The sequence below is a fragment of the Streptomyces sp. AC627_RSS907 genome (assembly GCF_019049165.1).
The window spans coordinates 1-21114 of record NZ_JAGMUE010000032.1 but is presented as its reverse complement, the minus strand read 5'-3'; the positions used below and the strand labels follow the sequence as shown (position 1 = coordinate 21114).

At 69.6% G+C, this 21114-nt stretch carries 20 protein-coding genes and 2 tRNA genes; 10 read left to right on the top strand and 12 right to left on the bottom strand.

From position 1 onward, the window contains the following. Both KUM32_RS09610 and KUM32_RS09605 read right to left on the bottom strand, forming a co-directional pair. Positions 1-1202, bottom strand: a 1202-nt coding sequence (locus tag KUM32_RS09610; protein ID WP_254405286.1) for a serine/threonine-protein kinase, incomplete at its 3' end; no start/stop codon positions are given. A gap of 78 nt (positions 1203-1280) precedes the next feature. After that, positions 1281-1829 (bottom strand): DNA-binding protein, encoded by a 549-nt coding sequence (locus KUM32_RS09605; protein ID WP_217141400.1) that lies wholly within the window; start codon positions 1827-1829, stop codon positions 1281-1283. Positions 1830-2009: 180 nt separating this feature from the next. On the opposite strand from KUM32_RS09605, the gene KUM32_RS09600 reads away from it, so the two are divergent. Both KUM32_RS09600 and KUM32_RS09595 read left to right on the top strand, forming a co-directional pair. Then, a tRNA-Ala gene (locus KUM32_RS09600) sits at positions 2010-2082 on the top strand. Between the two features lie 311 nt (positions 2083-2393). Continuing rightward, on the top strand, positions 2394-3170 hold the full coding sequence (locus KUM32_RS09595; RefSeq protein WP_217141399.1) for an isoprenyl transferase: 777 nt from the start codon (positions 2394-2396) through the stop codon (positions 3168-3170). Between the two features lie 144 nt (positions 3171-3314). Here KUM32_RS09595 and KUM32_RS09590 read toward each other — a convergent pair whose 3' ends face one another. Then, positions 3315-4013 (bottom strand): DUF5324 family protein, encoded by a 699-nt coding sequence (locus KUM32_RS09590; RefSeq protein WP_217141398.1) that lies wholly within the window; start codon positions 4011-4013, stop codon positions 3315-3317. A gap of 373 nt (positions 4014-4386) precedes the next feature. On the opposite strand from KUM32_RS09590, the gene KUM32_RS09585 reads away from it, so the two are divergent. After that, the gene (locus KUM32_RS09585; protein WP_217141397.1) at positions 4387-4920 is read left to right on the top strand and encodes a peptidylprolyl isomerase; all 534 of its coding nucleotides are present in this window, start codon (positions 4387-4389) and stop codon (positions 4918-4920) included. Between the two features lie 103 nt (positions 4921-5023). Then, positions 5024-5914, top strand: coding sequence for a rhomboid family intramembrane serine protease (locus tag KUM32_RS09580; RefSeq protein WP_217141396.1), 891 nt, complete (start codon positions 5024-5026; stop codon positions 5912-5914). A 244-nt stretch (positions 5915-6158) separates the two neighbouring features. On the opposite strand, the gene crgA is transcribed toward KUM32_RS09580, so the two are convergent. Further along, positions 6159-6413 carry a cell division protein CrgA gene (crgA, locus tag KUM32_RS09575; RefSeq protein WP_217141395.1) on the bottom strand — a complete coding sequence of 85 codons (255 nt, stop codon included), beginning with the start codon at positions 6411-6413 and terminating at the stop codon, positions 6159-6161. 154 nt (positions 6414-6567) lie between these two features. Between crgA and KUM32_RS09570 the strand changes: the two genes are divergently transcribed. From KUM32_RS09570 to KUM32_RS09550, 5 genes are read left to right on the top strand one after another with little or no spacing between them, the layout of a single operon-like run. Then, positions 6568-7347 carry a DUF881 domain-containing protein gene (locus KUM32_RS09570; protein WP_217141394.1) on the top strand — a complete coding sequence of 260 codons (780 nt, stop codon included), beginning with the start codon at positions 6568-6570 and terminating at the stop codon, positions 7345-7347. A 45-nt stretch (positions 7348-7392) separates the two neighbouring features. Further along, positions 7393-7590, top strand: coding sequence for a hypothetical protein (locus KUM32_RS09565; RefSeq protein ID WP_217141402.1), 198 nt, complete (start codon positions 7393-7395; stop codon positions 7588-7590). Continuing rightward, positions 7587-8225 (top strand): aminodeoxychorismate/anthranilate synthase component II, encoded by a 639-nt coding sequence (locus KUM32_RS09560; RefSeq protein ID WP_217141393.1) that lies wholly within the window; start codon positions 7587-7589, stop codon positions 8223-8225. The genes KUM32_RS09565 and KUM32_RS09560 overlap by 4 nt, the downstream gene beginning before the upstream one ends. Further along, positions 8222-9256, top strand: coding sequence for a class E sortase (locus KUM32_RS09555; RefSeq protein WP_217141392.1), 1035 nt, complete (start codon positions 8222-8224; stop codon positions 9254-9256). The genes KUM32_RS09560 and KUM32_RS09555 overlap by 4 nt, the downstream gene beginning before the upstream one ends. Before the next feature lie 13 nt (positions 9257-9269). Next, positions 9270-10046 (top strand): class E sortase, encoded by a 777-nt coding sequence (locus tag KUM32_RS09550; protein ID WP_217141391.1) that lies wholly within the window; start codon positions 9270-9272, stop codon positions 10044-10046. 85 nt (positions 10047-10131) lie between these two features. Here the strand turns inward: KUM32_RS09550 and KUM32_RS09545 are convergent, their stop codons facing one another. From KUM32_RS09545 to fhaA, 7 genes are all read right to left on the bottom strand, one after another. After that, the gene (locus tag KUM32_RS09545; protein WP_217141390.1) at positions 10132-11172 is read right to left on the bottom strand and encodes a restriction endonuclease; all 1041 of its coding nucleotides are present in this window, start codon (positions 11170-11172) and stop codon (positions 10132-10134) included. A gap of 152 nt (positions 11173-11324) precedes the next feature. Then, the gene (gene pknB / locus KUM32_RS09540) at positions 11325-13346 is read right to left on the bottom strand and encodes a Stk1 family PASTA domain-containing Ser/Thr kinase (RefSeq protein WP_217141389.1); all 2022 of its coding nucleotides are present in this window, start codon (positions 13344-13346) and stop codon (positions 11325-11327) included. A gap of 190 nt (positions 13347-13536) precedes the next feature. Then, entirely contained in the window at positions 13537-15009 is a 1473-nt protein-coding gene (locus KUM32_RS09535) for a penicillin-binding protein 2 (protein ID WP_217141388.1), read from the bottom strand. Next, the gene (locus KUM32_RS09530; RefSeq protein ID WP_217141387.1) at positions 15006-16442 is read right to left on the bottom strand and encodes an FtsW/RodA/SpoVE family cell cycle protein; all 1437 of its coding nucleotides are present in this window, start codon (positions 16440-16442) and stop codon (positions 15006-15008) included. The genes KUM32_RS09535 and KUM32_RS09530 overlap by 4 nt, the downstream gene beginning before the upstream one ends. Positions 16443-16469: 27 nt before the next feature. Beyond that, positions 16470-18014: a Stp1/IreP family PP2C-type Ser/Thr phosphatase gene (locus KUM32_RS09525; protein WP_217141386.1), complete on the bottom strand. Its 1545-nt coding sequence runs from the start codon at positions 18012-18014 to the stop codon at positions 16470-16472. 141 nt (positions 18015-18155) lie between these two features. After that, positions 18156-18671 (bottom strand): antibiotic biosynthesis regulator FhaB, encoded by a 516-nt coding sequence (gene fhaB, locus KUM32_RS09520; protein ID WP_217141385.1) that lies wholly within the window; start codon positions 18669-18671, stop codon positions 18156-18158. A gap of 10 nt (positions 18672-18681) precedes the next feature. Beyond that, on the bottom strand, positions 18682-19554 hold the full coding sequence (gene fhaA, locus KUM32_RS09515) for an antibiotic biosynthesis regulator FhaA (RefSeq protein WP_217141384.1): 873 nt from the start codon (positions 19552-19554) through the stop codon (positions 18682-18684). 520 nt (positions 19555-20074) lie between these two features. Here fhaA and KUM32_RS09510 point away from each other — a divergent pair. Next, positions 20075-20161, top strand: a tRNA-Leu gene (locus KUM32_RS09510). A 94-nt stretch (positions 20162-20255) separates the two neighbouring features. Here the strand turns inward: KUM32_RS09510 and KUM32_RS09505 are convergent. Further along, a partial coding sequence (locus KUM32_RS09505; protein ID WP_254405284.1) for a carbohydrate-binding protein occupies positions 20256-21114 on the bottom strand: 859 nt, incomplete at its 5' end.

Here is a 21114-nt window from a genome sequence, read left to right as displayed (position 1 = left end):
TACGGGGCGGGCGACGCGCCGACCGGGGTCGGTGGTGTGCCGTCCGGGAGGTGCGGGGCTTGGCCCGGTGGCGGCGGGGCACCGGCCGTGGTGGACGGGGTCGGCTCCGGGACCGGCGGTGCGCCGCCCGGGGCGGGCGGGGTCCGGATCGGAGCAAGCGGTGCGCCATCGGGGGCGGGCGGGGCCGGGGCCGGGACCGGTGGCATGCCGTCCGGGGCCGACGGTGTTCGGTCCAGGGGCGACGGCGTGCCGTTCCGGGACGCGACCGGGCCGGACGGCCGCCGTGGATCCGTCGGTACGGCGCCCACTCCCGGGGCCCGCTCGAGCGGCCCCTCGGGACCGAACCCCGGTGGCAACGGCCCGACTTGGTCGAAGATCTCGATCAGCTCGTCATCGGGTCCGGGCTCCGGCAGCAGCTCCGCCGCCGCGGCCAGCGCCTTGCGCGCCCCCGTTGCGGTGCGGAACCTCGCCGACGGGTCCGGCTGCACCAGCGTCGCCACGACCTGCCACAACGGCTCGGGGATCCCCTGCGGCGCGGGCGGCGTCCCATGGTCGGCGAAGTACTGCACGAGCGCCTTGGCGTCCGGCTTGGCGCCCTCCAGCAGATGCAGGGCGACCAGCCCCACGGCGAACAGGTCCGCCGGAAAGTCCGGTTCCGCGCCCATCATCTGCTCCGGCGCGAGATAACCGGGCGTCCCCACCACCAGGTTGGTCTCGGTCAGCCGCGGCTCACCCAGCCGCATCGCGATGCCGAAGTCGGACAGCCGCAAGCGGGGCCGGCCCGTCCCGGTCGCCTCGAGCAGCAGATTGGCGGGCTTGATGTCGCGGTGCACCACGTCCTCCGCGTGCACCGCCGCCAGGCCCGCCAGCAACTGGTCGAGCAGGGTGCATACGAAGGCGGGCGGCAGGGGACCGTAGTCCCCGACCAGATGGACGAGCGAGCCGCCCGTGACCAGGTCCATGGTGAACAGGACCTTGTCGTCGTCGGCGGCCCAGCTGGCGGGCGCGAGGACATGGGGATGATCGATCCGCAGTGCCTGCTCACGGACGAAACGCAGCAGCGCGTGCGCGTCCCTCTGCTGCAACACCTTGGCGGCCACATAGCGCCGCCGGCGGTGGTCCCAGGCACGCCATACGGCACCGGCCCCTCCACGGCCGACCGGATCGACCAGCTCGTACCGGCCGGCGAAGACCTCACCCATGGCTGTGTGCCGCTCCTCCCCCTCGCGCCACTCCCCCGGGTCCGGTCGCCACTCCCTCGGCGACCGGACCCCAAGGGGTCAGTTCTGGTGGGACTGGTAGTGCGCGACCGCGTCCGACGTGCGGCCGGCGCCGTACACCCGCAGGAACTCGGCCAGCTCCGGGTGGGACGAGGAGAGGGAGTCCGCCGCGTCGATGATGTCCCCGGCGGCCGCCACCGAACGCAGCAGAGACTGGATCTCCCGGACCACCCGCTTGACCGTCGGCGCCCCCGAACTGCTCGTCGTCTGCGTGGTGTTGCTGAGCACCGAGCCCCCCTGCGACTTCTTGATCTCGTCCATGCGCTCGGTCGCCTCCGCCGCGCTCACGCTGCCGTCCGCGACCTGCCCCGCCAGGTCCTGCAGCAACTGCACCCGCTGGACCACCGCCGGGTTGCCGATCTTCGCCCGCTGGCCGCTCATCAGCTGTGACAGCATCGGCGCGGACAGCCCCAGCACCCCCGCGAGACGAGCCTGGTTGAGACCGAGATCGTCGATAAGCCTACGGAAGAGCGCCCCCAACGGCTCCCCGTACCAGTTCCGCTGCAGTTCCCGCGCTCTTGCGGTGGCTTCCTGCTGTGCGGCGTCCATTGCGTCTCCCCATCGCTTCCCCAAGAACCGCAGTTCGCTCCAGCGAACCACGCCGAGCATCTTACGGAGCGTGGTTGTTCCCCGGGAGCCCCAATCATTTGTGAGATACGGGGGGCGACCCGGTACTCTTGTCTGCGGCGCCCGTCGGTATGCGGTACCCGACCGGACGCCTCCTCCTAGGGGGCCTTAGCTCAGTTGGTAGAGCGCTGTCTTTGCATGGCAGATGTCAGGGGTTCGACTCCCCTAGGCTCCACTCTCAAGAGCCCGTCCGACCTGCGGAAACGCAAGTGGACGGGCTCTTCGCGTCCACGCCGTCACTCAGCGTGAACGCTCTCAACAGCCGGACGGAGAGGGCCCGTTGACGCTCAGGGACCACCGCACGGCCCACACGGCACAACGGGAACCGGCCCACGGGCGGCCCCTCTCGGCACCGGGGCGGCGCTGTCTGCTCTTGATATCGTCACTCCACAGGGCACCAGCGCCACACCCCGACGGGGCGGTGCCACGTGGCTCATCGCCGTCGGAGCCGTCCGGTCGCTGCCGACGAGGTGGAAGGGGTAGACCATGCGGGCGAAGGTAAGGGCCGCTCTCGACGCGCTCTATATGAAGCGCCTGGTCAGGGAGTTGGAGGGACGCCCACGCCCCCAGCACATCGGCATCATGCTGGACGGAAACCGCCGGTGGGCCAAGATGTCGGGCATCGACGACCCCCGAGAGGGCTACCGGGCCGGTGGCGCGAAGGTGCTGGACTTCCTGCGCTGGTGCGACTCCGCGCAGATCGAGCACGTCACCCTCTTCATGCTCTCCGACGACAACCTCCACCGCCCCGAAGAGCAGCTCAATCCGCTCATCGACATCATCGCCGAGGTCGTGGAACGGCTCGCCACGCCGGGCAACCCCTGGACCGTCGAAGTGGTCGGCGCCCTGGACCTGCTGCCGGCCGAATCCGCGAACCGCCTCAAGACCGCCACCGCCGCCACCCAGGGCCGCAAGGGCGGAACCAAGGTCGATGTCGCCGTGGGCTACGGCGGCCGACGGGAGATCGTCGACGCCGTACGGTCGGCCCTGATGGAGCACAGCTCCCAGGGCGGGGACATCGACGAGTTCATCGAGACCTTCACCATGGAGCACATCTCCAAGCACCTGTACTCCAAGACGCGGTCCGAGTCCGACCTCATCATCCGCACCTCCGGCGAACAGCGGCTTTCCGGTTTCCTCCTCTGGCAGTCCGCCTACGCCGAGGTTCACTTCTGCGAGACCTACTGGCCGGACTTCCGCGAGATCGACTTCCTCCGCGCCCTGCGCTCCTACTCCCTGCGCGAACGCCGTTACGGCCGCTGAGCCCCGAGCGACAGTTTCACGTGAAACACCACCACGGGGCAGGAGACCCTGAAGCCTCCCGCCCCGCGACGATGTGAAGCCAGCCGACGGAGATAGCCAGCCGACGGAGAAAGCCAGCCGACGGAGAAAGCCAGCCGACGGAGATCAGCGGGGCTCGTCGCCCTCCGCCTCCTCCTGCGCCTGCTTGGCCTGCACCTCGGGATCCAGCAGCCCCTCACCGGTGCCGTCCACCGACGTCAGCCGCCCCGACTCGGAAACCTCCGTCGCCTCGGGCGGCTCCACCAGCCAGTCCGGGTTGGCCTGCTTGTCCCACCACTTCCACGCGGCGAAGACACCGCCGGCGACCACACCCGCCACCACCAGCACCTTGGCGACACGCCCTGCCCTCGCCCGTCGCTGATGCCTGCGCGTCAGCCGCTGGATCTCCTTGGCCGTGACCTGACCCCGCAGCGCGGCCAACGCGGCGGCACCCCGCGCGGCGGCCTCGTCCCTGACGGGACCGGCCGCGGCCACCGCCTGCTCGATCCTCGGCCGGGAGTAGACGGCCGCCTGCCGGGCAGCCAGGCGCGCACGGCAGGCGGCCTCCTGGGCGGCCGCGTCCATCTTCGGCGGCACATGCGTACGGGCCTGCTCCAGCCTCGGCGCGACATGCACGCCGTACTGGAGGCGGGCCTGGTCTGCGGCCTGCGACACCCTGGGCGCCAACCGTACGCGCGCCTCCTGTGCGTAGTGAGCGGCCCTGTCCTTGGCCGAGTCGGCGTAGGGCGCCACCACTTCCGCGGCGTGCAGCACGCTGTCCTTCGCCGAACCGGTCGCGGCGCGCACGCTGTCGATGCGGGTCACGGGTTCCTCCTCCTCGGTGGCGTACGGTAATTCGACTTTCCACCCTTTTACGGATCATGCCTGCGGACGCGCCGCCGGGCATGTGACGGCGGGCATCCGGGTCACGGACGATGCCTTCGGCCCCTCTGGGGCACATCGTGACGAAGTAGCGGACAACAGTCGATCAACCTCAATAACGGATGAATACCGGGCAACGGGAGCCTGTCGACGACAATGCCACGGATCGGCGCCCCGCGCTCGCGACCCGAGACCACTCGACCGGAATTCCGCAAGCGACTCCGCCGAATCGGAGCAGGAACGCGCCGCAGGACGCCGCCCACACCCCCCACCGTGCGAGGATCGGTGCGCACCACAGGACGACGGAAGGCACATCGTGGCCGAGCAGCTCTACGCCACCCTGAAGACCAACCACGGCGACATCGAGGTCCGGCTGCTGCCGAACCACGCACCCAAGACCGTCAAGAACTTCGTCGAGCTCGCCCGGGGCGAGCGGGAGTGGACCCACCCCGCCACCGGCGCGAAGACCACGGACAAGCTCTACGACGGCACGGTCTTCCACCGCGTGATCAGCGGCTTCATGATCCAGGGCGGTGACCCGCTCGGCGACGGCACCGGAAACCCCGGCTACCAGTTCGAGGACGAGTTCCACCCCGACCTCGCCTTCAACAAGCCCTACCTGCTGGCCATGGCCAACGCCGGCCCCGGCACCAACGGCTCCCAGTTCTTCATCACCGTCTCCCCGACGACCTGGCTGAACCGCAAGCACACCATCTTCGGCGAGGTCACCGACACGGCCGGCCAGAAGGTCGTCGACACCATCGCCGCCACCCCGACCAACCCCCGCACCGACCGCCCGGTCAACGACGTCGTCATCGAGTCGGTCGTCATCGAGACCCGCAAGGGCTGACCCGCCCCCACGCAGGGCAGGAACCAAACGCCCCGCTCATCCGTAAAGATGGGCGGGGCGGCGCATGGGCGCACACCGCTCACAGGACGACCGAGGGGAAGCCATGGAACACGCGGCAGGCAACTCACAGGGCGCCGCTCAGAGCCTGCCCGGCTGCTACCGCCACCCCGACCGCGAGACCGGCATCCGCTGCACCCGCTGCGAGCGCCCCATCTGCACGGACTGCATGGTCAACGCCTCCGTCGGCTTCCACTGCCCCGACTGCGCCACCGGCCGCACCGGCAACGGGCCCGCACCGGCCGCCTCGCGCCCCCGCACGCTGGCCGGGGGCACCATCGCCGCCGACCCCCACCTCCTCACCAAGATCCTGATCGGGATCAACGCGGCGGTGTTCATCGCCGTCCACGCGCTGTCCTCGTCCTTCCTCAGCGACATGGTGCTCATCGGTCGCTGGCCCCCCGCCCCCTTCGTCCCGACCGATGGCGTCGCGGAGGGCGAGTGGTACCGCCTGGTGACCACCATGTTCACCCACGAGGAGATCTGGCACATCGGCTTCAACATGCTGAGCCTCTGGTTCCTCGGCGGCCCCCTGGAAGCAGCCCTCGGCCGCGCCCGCTACCTCGCGCTCTACCTCGTCTCCGGTCTGGCCGGCAGCGCCCTCACCTACCTGCTGGCCTCACCCACCACGGCCACCCTCGGCGCCTCCGGCGCGGTCTTCGGCCTCTTCGGCGCGACCGCGGCGCTCGTCCGCCGCCTCAACGCCGACATGCGACCGGTCGTCATCCTGCTGGTGATCAACCTGGTCTTCACCTTCACCTGGGCCAACATCGCCTGGCAGGCCCACATCGGCGGCCTCGTCGCCGGTGCCGCGATCGGCTACGCCATGCTCCACGCCCCGCGCGAGCGGCGGACCCTCGTGCAGTACGGCACCTGTGCGCTCGTCCTCGTGGCCATCGTCGGACTGACCCTCCTGAGGACGGCTCAGCTCACCTGAGCGCCCGTTGTCCACAGTAGGTGTCGGATCTTGTGCACAGTGTGCGGGAACAGGTGTGCCCCCTGTCGCTGACTTGCGTTTCCGCAGGTCAGGCAGGGGGCGAACTGGTTTTCGGGTGCCGGTACTTCCGTCACACGGACGTCAATGCACAGGGAGTTATCCACAGATCGTCTTTTCTTTTCCCCACCGTGTGGACAGCCTGTGGATAACTCCGTGGATAGCCCTGGGCAGAGCTACTGCCGGGCTACTTCCACTGCGTGGAGACACCGAATCCGGCGGCGATGAAACCGAAGCCCACCACGATGTTCCAGTTGCCCAGCGAGTCGACGGGAAGTGAACCGTCGGTGACGTAGAAGACGACGATCCAGGCGAGACCGATGACGAACATGGCCAGCATGACCGGCGCCACCCAGCCGCGGCTGGTCAGCTTGATGCTGGTCGCCTGCTTCGAGGGCGGCGGCGTGTAATCGGCCTTCTTGCGGATACGTGACTTCGGCACGAGGGTCTCTCCTGTCGATGCGCTGCGTGGCCGCGCAGGGGGGTCGGGCTCGGGGCTGCGTGCTGGGCTGCGTACGGGGGACAAGGGGATCTGAGTGCTCCCCGGGCGTCCGTTAGCGTAGTGCTTCCGAGGCGCCGAAGGAGATAAGGGTACGTTGAGCAATTCTGCCGACTCCCCCGGGACGGGATCCAGCCCTGCCCGCAGGCGCCGTTTCCGGCCCGTGCGGGTACTCACGGCGGCCGTCTTCGCCCTCGCCGGGCTCATTTTCATCACGAGCTTCAATACCGCCAAGGGCACCAATATCCGCACGGACACCTCTTTGCTCAAGTTGTCCGATCTCATCCACGAACGCAGCCGGGAAAACGGCGAACGCGAGGAGTCGAACGCGGCCCTGCGCGAGGACATCGAATCGTTGGCCGAGAGGGACGACGGGAGTACGAAGGCGGAGGACGACAAGCTCGCGGGACTGGAGAAGAAGGCGGGCACGCAGGAGCTGAAGGGCGAGGCGATCTCGGTCACGCTCGACGACGCCCCGCCGGACGCCACCGCCAAGCTCCCGGGCTACCCGGAGCCCCAGCCGGACTACCTGGTGATTCACCAGCAGGACCTCCAGGCGGTGGTGAACGCCCTGTGGCAGGGCGGCGCCGAGGGCATCAAGGTCATGGACCAGCGGCTGATCTCCACCAGCGCGGTGCGCTGCGTGGGCAACACCCTGATCCTCCAGGGCCGCGTCTACTCGCCGCCGTACAGGATCCAGGCGGTCGGAGAACCGGAGCGGCTGAAGAAGGCGCTGGCCGCGTCGCCGGCCATCCAGAACTACATGGTGTACGTCAACGTCTACGGGCTCGGCTGGAAGGTCGAGGACGACGGGGCCGTGACGCTGCCGGGTTATGCGGGCACCGCGGACCTGCGCTATGCCCAGCCGGTGGATTGACGCCGTTCCGGAGGGTCCCGCGCCGCTAGTCTGGTGCGGTACGGCGTGAGTCTGGTGCCGTGGCACGACGGAAGGGACGGCATGTACGGCTGGATCTGGCGGCATCTGCCGGGGAACGCGTGGGTGAAGGCGTTGCTCTCGCTCGTGCTGGTCATGGCCGTGGTCTACGTCCTGTTCCAGTACGTCTTCCCATGGGCCGAACCGCTGCTTCCCTTCAATGATGTGACGGTGGACAACCAGTGAGTGCGCGCATCCTCGTCGTCGACAACTACGACAGCTTCGTCTTCAACCTGGTCCAGTACCTGTACCAGCTGGGTGCCGAGTGCGAGGTGCTGCGCAACGACGAGGTGTCGACCGCGCACGCCCAGGACGGCTTCGACGGCGTGCTGCTCTCCCCCGGGCCGGGTACGCCGGAGCAGGCGGGCGTGTGCGTCGAGATGGTGCGGCACTGCGCGGCGACCGGGGTGCCGGTCTTCGGGGTCTGTCTCGGCATGCAGTCGATGCAGGTCGCGTACGGCGGTGTGGTGGGCCGGGCCCCGGAGCTGCTGCACGGCAAGACGTCGCCGGTCGAGCACGCGGGGAAGGGCGTCTTCGCGGGCCTGCCCTCCCCCTTCACGGCGACGCGGTACCACTCGCTGGCGGCGGAGCCGGCCACGGTCCCGGCCGAGCTCGAGGTGACGGCCCGTACGCGGGACGGGATAGTGATGGGGCTGCGCCACCGTGAACTGCCTGTGGAGGGGGTGCAGTTCCACCCGGAGTCGGTGCTGACCGAGCACGGGCACCGGATGCTGGCCAACTGGCTGGTGGAGTGCGGCGACCAGGGCGCGGTGGCGAGGTCGGCGGGGCTCGCCCCGGTGGTGGGCAGGTCCACGGCGTGACCGCGTTGCGCCCCGAGCGCGCATCCGGCGCGGTCGGTGACCAGGGGGGTTCGTACGGGGTGCCGTACGGGGGTTCCGGTCCGCTTGGGGACGGTGGGTACGAGGGCTTCCCCTCCCTCGACGACGAGACGGTGGCGCTGCGGATTCCGGAGCCGTTGCCGTCGCCGGAGCGGGTGGCTTCCGCGTCCTCCGCGAGCACTCCCGCGGGAGGAGGGCGCGCGGCCCGCAGGAAGGCCGCGAAGAAGCGCCACGGGCGCCGTGGGGCCTCCCGGGGGCCGTCGCCGGTGTCGGAGTCGGGTGAGTCCCCGAACGCGCCTCTGTCGCGCGTCGAGGCGCGCCGCCAGGCCCGTGCGCGCAAGCCGGGCCCGGCCGTGATCGCGAGCCGGGCGATCGGCGAGGTCTTCATCACGGCCGGTGTGCTGATGCTGCTGTTCGTGACGTACCAGTTGTGGTGGACGAACGTGCGTGCGCAGGCCCAGGCGGACAAGGCGGCGAGCAACCTCCAGGACGACTGGGCGAGCGGCAGGCGCAATCCGGGCAGCTTCGAGCCGGGGCAGGGCTTCGCGCTGCTGCACATCCCCAAGCTGGATGTCGTGGTGCCGATCGCCGAGGGCATCAGCAGCAAGAAGGTGCTGGACCGCGGCATGGTCGGGCACTACGCGGAGGGCGCGCTGAAGACGGCGATGCCGGACGCGAAGACGGGCAACTTCGGGCTGGCGGGGCACCGCAACACGCACGGCGAGCCCTTCCGGTACATCAACAAGCTGGAGCCGGGCGATCCGATCATCGTGGAGACGCAGGACAAGTACTTCGTCTACAAGATGGCGTCGGTCCTGCCGGTGACGTCACCGAGCAACGTCAGTGTTCTCGATCCGGTGCCCGAGCAGTCGGGGTTCACGGGCCCCGGCCGCTACATCACCCTCACCACCTGCACGCCGGAGTTCACGAGCAAGTACCGGTTGATCGTCTGGGGCAAGATGGTCGAGGAACGGCCGCGCAGCAAGGGCAAGCCGGATGCGCTCGTCAGTTAAGGGCGGATGACCAGTGGCATCGACCACCGACACGGAGCACGAGGAGCGCGCCGGCGAGGGCGGCCCGACCGGCCGGGCGGCTCGCCGCCGCCGTGGGCGCGGCCCCCGGCGGATCGTCGCACAGGCCGTCAGTGTGTTCGGCGAACTCCTCATCACGGCGGGCCTGGTGCTCGGCCTCTTCGTCGCCTACTCGCTGTGGTGGACGAACGTGCTCGCCGACCGCGAGGCGGACAGACAGGCCGACAAGGTCCGTGACAACTGGGCCCGGGAGAGGGTCGGTCCGGACGGCCCGGGTGCCCTGGACACCAGGGCGGGCATCGGCTTCCTGCACGTACCGGCGATGGGCGAGGGCGACGTCCTGGTGGAGAAGGGCACGTCGATGAAGGTCCTCAACGACGGCGTGGCCGGCTACTACACCGACCCGGTCAAGGCGACGCTGCCGACGTCGGGCAAGAAGGGCAACTTCTCCCTGGCGGCCCACCGGGACGGTCACGGCGCGAAGTTCCACGACATCGACAAGATCCGGAAGGGCGACCCGATCGTCTTCGAGACGAAGGACACGTGGTACGTCTACAAGACGTTCGCCGTCCTCCCCGAGACCTCGAAGTTCAACGTCAAGGTCCTCGACGCCGTCCCCGAGGAGTCCGGCAGGAAGAAGGCCGGCCACTACATCACGCTGACGACCTGCACGCCGGTGTACACGAGCCGGTACCGGTACGTGGTGTGGGGGGAACTGGTCCGCACGGAGAAGGTGGACGGGGAGCGGACGCCGCCGGCGGAGCTGCGGTGACTGTCCCTCTTGCAGGGGGCCGGTTAGCATGGCGGGGGCCCGAAGCCGCAACGTCCTTTTGCGGCTTCGGGCCCTTCCGCGCTGTCTAACGGAGAGCTGTGAGACGTACTCCGGCGCTCCAGGCCTCCAACTCGTCCCGGTTCACGGTGATGACGCCGCAGAGTTTGGCGATCGCCTCCGACTCGTGGCTGAAGTTGCAGGTGGCGACGAAGAGGGCGATGTCGACGTGGTCGATGGCGCGTGTCGCCCCGGCGAACTTCTGCATGTCCGCACTGGGCACGGTCCAGCGGCCGGCCCGGTTCTTGCACTGGACGGCCACGGTACGTCCGTCGGCGGTGCGGCCGGTGATGTCGATGCCCCTGTCGGTGCGGGCCTTACGTACGACGACGTCGACGCACCCGTCGCGCCGCAGCAGGCCGGCGACATGGTGCTCGAACGCCTGCCAGGTCATGGCGTCGAGAGTGGCCCTGACGTCGTCCGCGGGGGCCTCTCCTTCCAGGCCGGCGAGGCGCCTGTGGTGCCAGCACAGCTTGCGCTCGACGTTCTCGATGTCCTCGCGGAGTTCGATGAGCTCGCGGCGGTGCTCGCCGGAGGCGGCGATCAGGGCGTTGAACATCGGCACGACCGTCTTGCCGAGGATGTGGGTGATGCGCTGGTCGATGTGGTCGTCGAGGGGGAGGGCGTCTGTCGGGACCGGGTTTTCCACAGGCTGTGTGCGTGCCACATACTCCGCGTCGAGCAGGTACGTGCGTACATGGCGGGCGACTGCGCTGTCGCGCAGGAGCATGGCGATGTTGAGTACGGCTCGCCTGGAGTAGACGGTGAGGCTTCGACGGGCCTGTGGATAACTGCCCAGCGAGCGTGACATGTTGTCACTCTCGAATTTCCGCAGGTCAGCGCCTCGGAGCACGATCAGCCCGTTGGACTCGAGTTCTGTACGGTGGCGCTTGACCAGTTGACGGATGGCTTCGGCGGTGACCTCGAAGTACGTCGCCACCATGGCGGTCGTCACGTGCATGCCGTCCGGCAGCAGTGACAGGGCCTTCACGCGGTCGAGTACGTCGGTGCGCTCCAGGACGCTGCTGCGCAGGGCCGGTGATTCCGGTAGTGCCGTCTCGTTGATCACGGTCGTCCTCCCCTTGGGTGGTGTGGTCAACGGGATTTAACGAGTCGTGACATATGAAGACACGATCGCCCTGCGGATGCGCGTACGACAGAACCCCGGCCCCCTCCGTAGAGGGGGCCGGGGCCCTTGGCGTTCGGGTGTCCGCAGACGCGTCAGTCGTCGTCGCCGCGGCCGTTCAGGCCGCCGATGATGCCGCCGCCGCCCCCGCCACCGCCGTTGTGGCCGCCGCCCCCGCCCACGGTCACGAGGGTGATCTGCGTGGCGGCCGGGTCGTCGACCTCGGTGCCCGCGGGCGGGGTCTGCTGTATCACCACGGCATTGCCGTCGTTGGGACCGGAAACCTGGATGCTGGTGAACCCGGCCTGCTGCAGGGTCTGCTGGGCCTGCTGCAGGGGGGTGCCCATCCTGATCTCCGGCACGGCCGTCTTCTGCACGGCCTTGCCGATGACGATCGTCACCTTCGAGCCCTTGTCGACCTGCTGGTTCGGCTGAGGCGTCGTGGAGATCACCTTGTCGGCCTGGTTCGGGTCGTTCGTGGGCTGGTCCGTGCAGACGCCTTCCAGGTTGTTGTCCCGCATCTGGGCCATGGCCTCGTCACAGCTGCGGCCGGTGACGTCGGGCACGGTGGCCTTGGCCTCGGCCTTGGCGACCTCCAGGGTCACCGTCGAGCCCTTCTCCAGCTCGCTGCCCGGGTCGGGGTCCTGGCTGAGGACCGTGCCCTCGTCCTGGGACGACTCGGTCTGCTTCTGCTCGACCACGAAGCCCTTGTCCTCGAGCTGCTGCTTGGCCTCGTCGATGTTCTTGTCGATGACGTTCGGCACGGCGACCTTGGGCGCGCCGGTCGAGACGGTCAGGCTGACGGTGGTCTTCTTGTCGACCTCGGTGCCCTGCTTGGGGTCTTGGCTGCAGATGTTGCCCTTCTTCTGGTCCTCGCAGGGCTTCTCCGTGAAGGTCAGTTCCAGGTCGGCGTTGACGGCCTGTTGTTGGGCGTCCGCCTTGCTCAGGCCGATGAAGCCGGGCACGGGGACCGTGTTGTTGCTCGGCCCGCCGTCGCCGCTGAAGGCATACTTCCCGATCAGGATCGCGCCGACGAGGACGAGGACGCCGGCCAGGACGAGGAAGATCGTGGAGGCCTTCGACTTGCGGGGCTGCTGGCGGCGCCGGTCGGGGCGGTCGTCGTAGCCGTAGCCGCCGTCGTCCGGGTTCACGGGCGGCAGCATCGTGGTGGCGCCCGCGCCCGCGTCGGAGCGCAGGGCCGTGGTCGGCTGGTCGTCGGGGTAGGCGCCGTAGCCGCCGGCGGCCATGGCGCCCATCGCGGCGGTGGCGGCGACGGGCTGGCCGTCGAGGCAGGCCTCGATGTCGGCGCGCATCTCGTCGGCCGACTGGTAGCGGTAGTCGGGATCCTTGACCAGGGCCTTCAGCACGATCGCGTCCATCTCGGGCGTGATCTCGGGGTCGAAGACGCTCGGCGCCTGCGGTTCCTCGCGTACGTGCTGGTAGGCGACGGCGACCGGGGAGTCGCCGACGAAGGGCGGACGCACGGTCAGCAGCTCGTAGAGCAGGCAGCCCGTGGAGTAGAGGTCGGAGCGGGCGTCGACCTGTTCGCCCTTGGCCTGCTCCGGGGAGAGGTACTGGGCGGTGCCGATGACCGCGGAGGTCTGGGTCATCGTCATGCCGGAGTCGCCCATGGCGCGGGCGATGCCGAAGTCCATGACCTTGACCTGGCCGCCTCGCGTCAGCATGACGTTGGCGGGCTTGATGTCGCGGTGGACGATGCCGGCGCGGTGGGAGTACTCCAGTGCCTGGAGGATGCCGATGGTCATCTCCAGCGTGCGCTCCGGCAGCAGTTTGCGGCCGGAGTGGAGCAGCTCGCGGAGTGTGGAGCCGTCGACGTACTCCATGACGATGTACGGGATGGAGACCCCGTCGATGTAGTCCTCGCCCGTGTCGTAGACCGCCACGATCGCGGGATGGTTGAGCGAGGCGGCCGACTGGGCCTCCCGGCGGAACCGGGCCTGGAAGGACGGGTCGCGCGCGAGGTCCGCGCGCAGCGTCTTCACCGCCACCTGGCGTCCGAGCCGGGTGTCATGTGCGTGGTAAACCTCCGCCATGCCACCACGGCCGAGCACCGGGCCCAGCTCGTACCGGCCGCCTAGGCGACGCGGCTCTTCCATAGCTACCTACCAGCCCTCTCCGTCGGTCCCGACCGGCATGCTTGTACGGTCGGAGGCTGCCGTCCGGCCTACCGTACCCGGCTCGCTCTGTGTGACCTGGCCAAGCCCGGTAGCCGATACAGGACCGGTATCGCAACGTGCGTCGATGTGAAGGGGACGTGACCGGAGTCACGTCCTGTTCAGCCCGTGGTCACTTCTTGCTGTCGAGGACGGCCTCCATCACGTCCTTCGCGATCGGCGCCGCGAGGCCGCCGCCGGAGATGTCGTCACGGACGGCGTTCTCGTCCTCGATCACCACGGCCACGGCGACGGGTGAGGCGCCGTCCTCGCCCTTGGCGTAGGAGATGAACCAGGCGTAGGGGTTCTCCTTGTTGTCCACACCGTGCTGCGCGGTACCGGTCTTGCCGCCTACGGTGACGCCGTCGATCCGGGCGTTGGTTCCGGTGCCGTCCTCGACGACGGTCTCCATCATGTCCTGGAGGATCTGGGCGTTGTCCGCGGAGAGCGGCCTGCTCATCTCCTCGGGGTCCGTCTTCTCGATGGTGTCGAGGTTGGGGGCCTGGAGTTCGTCGACCATGTACGGCTTCATCAGGGTGCCGTTGTTGGCGATGGCGGAGGTGACCATGGCCATCTGGAGGGGGGTCGCGGCGGTGTTGAACTGGCCGATGGAGGAGAGGGCGACCTCGGAGGGCGCCATGTCGTCGGAGAAGACCGAGGCGCTGGAGCGGACGGGGACGAACTGTTCGTCGGTGAAGCCGAACTTCCTGGCCTGCTCCAGCATCTTCTCGTTGCCGAGGTCGGAGCCGATCTTGCCGAAGACGGTGTTGCAGGAGACGCGCAGTGCCTCGCGGAGGGTGGCGTTCTCGCAGGGGAGGTCGCCCTCGTTCTTCAGCGGGGTGGTGGTGCCGGGCATGGTCCACGGCAGCGGGGACTCGGTCTGTTCGTCCGCCGAGGTGTACTTGCCGTTCTCCAGGGCCGCCGCCGCGGTGACCACCTTGAAGGTGGAGCCGGGCGGGTAGACCTCGCGCAGGGCGCGGTTGAGCATCGGGTCGTCGGGGTTTTTCTTCTTCTGGAGCCTGTTCCAGGCCTCGCCGTCCGCGTTGCCGCTGCCGGCGATGGTGGAGGGGTCGTAGGAGGGGTAGGAGGCCATCGAGAGGATCTTGCCGGTGGACGGCTCGAGGGCGACGACGGCGCCCTTGGCGCCCTGCTTCTTCAGGCCGTCGTAGGCGGCTTTCTGGGCGGCGCTGTTGAGGGTGGTGACGACGTTGCCGCCTTCCCGCTTCCTGCCCGTGATCATGTCGAGGGTGTTGCGGAAGAAGAGCCGGTCGTCGTTGCCGGTGAGGATGCCGTCGTTGATGGCCTCGATCTGGGTGGCGCCGTAGGCCTGGGAGACGTATCCGGTGACGGGCGCCCACATGGCGCCGTCCTTGTAGGTGCGCTTGTACGTGAAGTCGCCCTTGGTGGTGGTGTGGCCGGTGATGGCCTTGCCGTCGACGATGATGTCGCCGCGGGGGCTGGCGTAGCGCTCGATGGCGACGCGGCGGTTGTGCTCGTCCTCCTTGAGCTCGTCGGCCTGGACGTACTGGAGCCAGTTGTCGCGGACGAGCAGGGTGAGGACGAGGAGGCCGCAGAACATCGCGATGCGGCGCAGTGGTTTGTTCACGAGCGGACCACCTGGGTCATTTCGGCGTCCGGGCTGGCGGGGGCGGCGGGTGCCGGCCGGCGAGCGGTGTCGCTGATGCGGAGCAGGATGCCGATGAGTGCCCAGTTGGCGATGACGGAGGAGCCGCCGTAGGCCAGGAAGGGCATGGTCATACCGGTGAGCGGGATGAGGCCCATGACGCCGCCGGCGACGACGAAGACCTGGAGGGCGAAGGCGCCGGAGAGGCCGATGGCGAGGAGCTTGCCGAAGGGGTCGCGGGCGGCGAGGGCGGTGCGGATGCCGCGCTCGACGATGAGGCCGTAGAGCATGAGCAGGGCCATGAGGCCGGCCAGGCCGAGTTCCTCGCCGAAGGTGGCGAGGATGAAGTCGGAGTTGGCGGCGAAGCGGATCAGCTCGGAGTGGCCCTGGCCCCAGCCGGTGCCGAGGGTGCCGCCGGAGCCGAAGGCCCACAGGGCCTGCATGGCCTGTTCGGAGTGGCCGAGCTGGTTGGCGCGGGAGAGCGTGAACTCGCGCATGGGGTCGAGCCAGGCGTCGACGCGCTGCTGGATGTGGGGTTCGAAGCTGGCCACGCCGACGGCGCCGACGGCGGACATCATCAGGCCGAAGACGATCCAGCTGGTCCGCTCGGTGGCGACGTACAGCATGATCACGAACATGCCGAAGAAGAGCAGCGAGGTGCCGAGGTCGGTCTCGAAGATCAGGATGAGGATCGATACCAGCCAGACGACCAGGATGGGGCCGAGGTCGCGGCCGCGGGGCAGGTAGAGGCCCATGAAGCGGCGGCTGGCGAGGGCGAGGGCGTCGCGTTTCACCATCAGGTAGCCGGCGAAGAAGATCGCGAGGACGATCTTGGCGAATTCTCCGGGCTGGATGGAGAAGGAGCCGACCTGGATCCAGATCTTGGCGCCGTAGATGTTCTTGCCGAGGCCCGGGACCAGGGGGAGCAGCAGCAGGAACAGTGCGCCGACCATGGAGATGTAGGTGTAGCGCTGGAGGACGCGGTGGTCCTTGAGGAAGATCATCACGGCGACGAACAGGGCGATGCCCATCGCGGTGTACATGAGCTGGCGGGGTGCGGCGGTGCCGGCCTGCTTGATGTCCTGGAGGAGTTCGGACTGGTCGAGGCGCCAGATGGCGACGAGTCCGAGCCCGTTGAGCAGGGTGGCCAGGGGCAGCAGCAGCGGGTCCGCGTACGGGGCGAACTTGCGGACGACGAGGTGGCCGACGCCGGCCAGGAGGCCGAGGCCGAGGCCGTAGCTCAGCAGGCCGGCGGGCACCTCGTCGTTGATGGCCAGTCCCACGTTGGCGTAGGCGAAGACCGGGATGAGGACGGCGAACACGAGCAGTGCCAGCTCGGTGTTGCGCCGGCTCGGCGCACCGATGGCGCCGATCGTGGACGTGTGGTGCGTCGGCGAGTTGGAAGTACTGCTCATCGTGTGACTGGGCCTCTCACGGCTTGCCTACTGCTTACCGCACAGCGAGACGACCTTCTGCTCTTCCTCCGAGAGGGTCGGTCCGGAGCCGGGGGTGGGTGCGGTCGTGGACGGGGGCTCGGACGTTTCGGGTGCCTGCGGTGATCCCGATGCGTTCGGGGACGGTGAGGCCTTGGTCGTGAAGGAGGCGGGGGTGGTTCCCGTGGTGCCTCCGGCTTCGCCCTCGCCCGTCTTCGCGTTCTTCTGGCTCTCCGCGGTGCGGCGTTCGGCCTGCTTCTGGCAGGCGGAGGCCTGGACCGCCAGTTCCTCGATCTTCGCCCGGGCGTCGTTCAGGTCGCCCTCGGGGATGGTGGCCTCGACCAGTTTCTGCTGGTAGGGCGGCAGGTACTTGAGTTCGATCTCGGGGTGGTCCTTCTGGACCTTCGAGAGGGAGATCCAGGCGAGGTCCTGGCTGATGCCCCGGTACAGCGCGAGGTGGTCGCCCTTGGTCCCGACGTAGTACTGGGTCTGGGTCCAGCGCCAGCCGCCGTAGGTGCCGCCGCCGAGGACGGCGAGGGCGAGCACGGTGTAGAGGGACCTTTTCAGCCACTTGTGGTTCTTGCGGGGCTTGACGAAGTCGTCGTCGTAGTCGCCGAAGCCGTCGGCCGGGATGTAGCCGGTGGTGTCGCCGCTGCCGGGTGGTCCGAACTCGCCGCCCCCGCCGCGCTGTCCGCTCTGGCGGCCGAGGCCGGCGGCGCGGCCGGCCGGGGTCTGCATGATGCCGTTGTCGCCGATCTGGGCCTGGTTCTCGGCGACGGCGCCGACGACGACGGGCGTGTCGGAGAGCCGGCCGGCGAGGGTGTCGCCGGTGTCGAGGTCGAGGACGTCGGCGACGATGACGGTGATGTTGTCGGGGCCGCCGCCGCGCAGGGCGAGCTGGATCAGTTCCTGGACGGTCTCCTGGGGGCCCTGGTAGCCGGCGAGGGTTTCCTCCATCGTCTGGTGGGAGACGACGCCGGAGAGTCCGTCGGAGCAGATCAGGTAGCGGTCGCCGGCCCTGACCTCGCGGATGGAGAGGTCGGGTTCGACGTGGTCGCCGCTGCCGAGGGCGCGCATCAGCAGGGAGCGCTGCGGGTGGGTGCCCGCTTCTTCCTCGGTGATGCGGCCCTCGTCGACGAGGCGCTGCACCCAGGTGTGGTCCTGCGTGATCTGGGTGAGCACGCCGTCGCGCAGGAGGTAGGCGCGGGAGTCGCCGACGTGGACGAGGCCGAGGCGCTGGCCGGTCCACAGCAGGGCGGTGAGGGTGGTGCCCATGCCTTCGAGGGCGGGGTCCTCGTCGACCATCTGCCGCAGCTGGTCGTTGGCGCGCTGCACGGCGGTGCCGAGGGAGGTGAGGATGTCGGAGCCGGGCACGTCGTCGTCGAGGGCGACGATGGTGGAGATCACCTCGGAGGAGGCGACCTCGCCGGCCGCCTGGCCGCCCATGCCGTCGGCGATGGCGAGCAGGCGGGGGCCGGCGTAACCGGAGTCCTCGTTGCCCTCCCGGATCATGCCTTTGTGGGATCCGGCGGCGAAGCGCAGTGACAGACTCATGCGCACCTCGCCCGTCGGCTCCGCCTGCAGCCGGTCGTGTCGAGCCACACTGCCCACCCTCCGGTCGGGAGCGCGCCGGGGCCCGGGGGGCCGGCCGCCGCTGCGTGCTCGCTCCGCTCGCGCTCATTCATTGGTGTAGCACTACTTCCGCAGCTCGATGACGGTCTTGCCGATGCGGATCGGCGTACCCGGGCCAATCGGTGTGGGGGTCGTCAGCCGGGACCGGTCCAGGTAGGTGCCGTTGGTGGAGCCGAGGTCCTCGACGATCCACTGGCCGTTCTGGTCCGGGTAGATCCTGGCATGGCGGCTGGAGGCGTAGTCGTCGTCCAGCACGATGGTGCTGTCGTGTGCCCGGCCGAGCGTGATGGTTTGGCCCTGGAGGGCAACGGTGGTGCCGGCGAGGGTGCCCTCGGTGACGACCAGTTTGGTGGGGGCGCCCCGGCGGCCCCGGCCGCCGCTGGGCTGCTGGCGCTGCGGTGGGGGCGCCTGGCCCTGGCGCGCGGCCTGTTGCGGTCGGGTGGTGTCGCGCCGTGATCCGCGCTGGGTGACCCGCGTACCGAAAAGGTCGCTGCGGATGACCTGCACGGCCACGATCACGAACAGCCACAGTACGGCGAGAAAACCCAACCGCATGACCGTGAGGGTCAGCTCTGACATTGCCCCCGGATCACCCTTCGGCTTGCCTGTAGATAACGGTGGTGCTGCCCACGACGATCCGCGAGCCGTCGCGGAGCGTAGCGCGGGTGGTGTGCTGCCCGTCCACCACGATGCCGTTGGTGGACCCGAGATCCTGGATCGTCGAGGGCGTTCCGGTCCGGATCTCGCAGTGCCGGCGGGAGACGCCGGGGTCGTCGATCCGCACGTCGGCCTCGGTGCTGCGTCCGAGGACGAGGGTCGCGCGGGAGATCTGGTGGCGGGTGCCGTTGATCTCGATCCAGTGGCGGGTGCGTCCGCCGGCCGCGGGTGCGGCCGGGGGGTGCTGGCCGCCCGCGGGCTGCGGGTAGCCGTAGCCGCCGGGGCGGCCGCCGGGCGGTGGTGCGGCGGGCATGGGCGGGGCGCCCGCGGGGGGGCCGGCCGGTGGGTAGCCGTAGCCGCCGCCGGGAGCGCCGGGCCGCCCGGTGGGGGCGGGGGGCGCGGCGGGGCCGGGGCCGCCCTGCTGGCTGCTGGAGGAGGCGAGCGTACGGCTCCGTACCCGGTACAGGCCGGTGTCGAGGTCGTCGGCCTTCTCCAGGTGGACCTTGATCGGTCCCATGAAGGTGTAGCGCTGCTGCTTGGCGTAGTCGCGGACCATGCCGGCGAGCTCGTCGCCGAGCTGGCCGGAGTAGGGGCTGAGGCGCTCGAAGTCGGGCGTGCTCAGCTCCACGATGAAGTCATTGGGTACGACGGTGCGGTCGCGGTTCCAGATGGTCGCGTTGTTGTCGCATTCGCGCTGGAGCGCTCCCGCGATCTCCACGGGCTGCACCTCGGACTTGAACACCTTCGCGAAGGTGCCGTTGACCAGACCTTCGAGACGCTGCTCGAACTTCTTCAGGACTCCCATGGGGCACCTCCTCCGTCGCTGCCGTCCTGTCCACTGCCTTGCGTGCCGCTCACCGGCGTACTGCTCGCCCGCGCACCGCTCAGCCGTGCACTGCTTACCTGGTACTGCTTACTGATCGTATCCACGCGCCGGTCGATCGGCTGGTTCCCCCTGTCGGCCCGGTCGACGGGTGTCGACGCCTCTCGGAGTTCCCGCTGGAGCTCCCTTTCGAACTCTTCGGGCTCTTCGGGGCGCGCTCCCGCGCCCCACCCTTGCCCAGGATCGTAGAGGCGGCCGCCGACCAGTGTCCCGCACTGGACTGTGGTCCCGTACCGGCTCCCGGAGAGACGGGCCGGACCGGTACGAGGTTGCTACGTGAACGGTTGGGCGCCGCGACGAGTGCCCGAGGGCTGGTGGGCGGTCCGGTCCGCCGGCCTGCCCCGCCTGGGAAGGGATGTGAATCCACCCGTTCCAGCGTGCTAATGTTCTCGTGTCGGAAGGCGCCGGGCCGAAAGGAACGGAGCCCGAGGACACACCCAATGCGCGGGTGGCGGAATAGGCAGACGCGCTGGATTCAGGTTCCAGTGCCCGCAAGGGCGTGGGGGTTCAACTCCCCCCTCGCGCACCAGCCGAAAGCCCCCCAGGTTCATGACCTGGGGGGCTTTCGCATGTGCGGGTGCGGGGTGACGGGGGGCGTGGTACGCCGGGTTGTGAGGAAGGTCTCAGGACTCGCGGCGCCACAGGGCGGGCACGTGGGGCGGCTCCCAGCCCGTCGTCGAGGTGTGCGCCTGGAGGCAGCGGTAGGTGCGGCCGCCGTACGTCACCCGGTCGCCGACGGCGTAGGAGCGGCCGGGCGCCCAGGTGCCGCCCGGCGGGTCGGTCGGCGGGTCGGTGGGGTCCGGGCCGGGGGCGCCGTCCACGTTCAGGACGAAGTCGAAGGTGGCCTCCTTGCCGCCGCCGGCGTCGCGGACGCTCATCAGCAGCGCCGGGTCGAAGAGACCGTCCGTGCCGTTGCGGGGCTCGCCGGGGAAGTACAGCTGGGTGGTCAGCACCGGCTCGCCGGGAGCCTGGGCCTTGACGTGGAGGTGCCGGGTGCGGCCGGGGTAGAGGCCGGGGACGATCGTGCGCAGGGTGAAGGCTCCGGTGGCGTCGGTGAACTGGTGGCCCCGGAAGGCGTATCCGGCCATGTCGTAGGCGCCGGCGGCGTCGGCCTGCCAGAAGTCGAGGAGCACGCCGGGCAGCGGGGCGCAGTTCCGGCCGAAGACGTAGCCGCTGACGGTCAGCCGGGTGCCGGCGGTGCCGGGGGTCACCAGGTCGGTGCGCAGCGGTGAGCGCGGCTTGAAGTAGGGGCCCTCCATCTGGTCGGGCGTGGGGTCGTCGCCGTCGTCGCAGAAGGGCGTCGGCGGCAGGGGCCGGTCCGTGGTGGAGCGGGCGGCGTCCCGGGCGAGCGCGATGCCGCCGGTGGCGAGCAGCGGGACGGCGGCGCCGGCGGCGACGGCGGCTCTGAGCAGGGTCTTGCGGCTGACGCCGCGGTCGGTGTGGGGGCCGGTGCCGGTGCCCGGGGCGGGGGCGTCGGGGGTG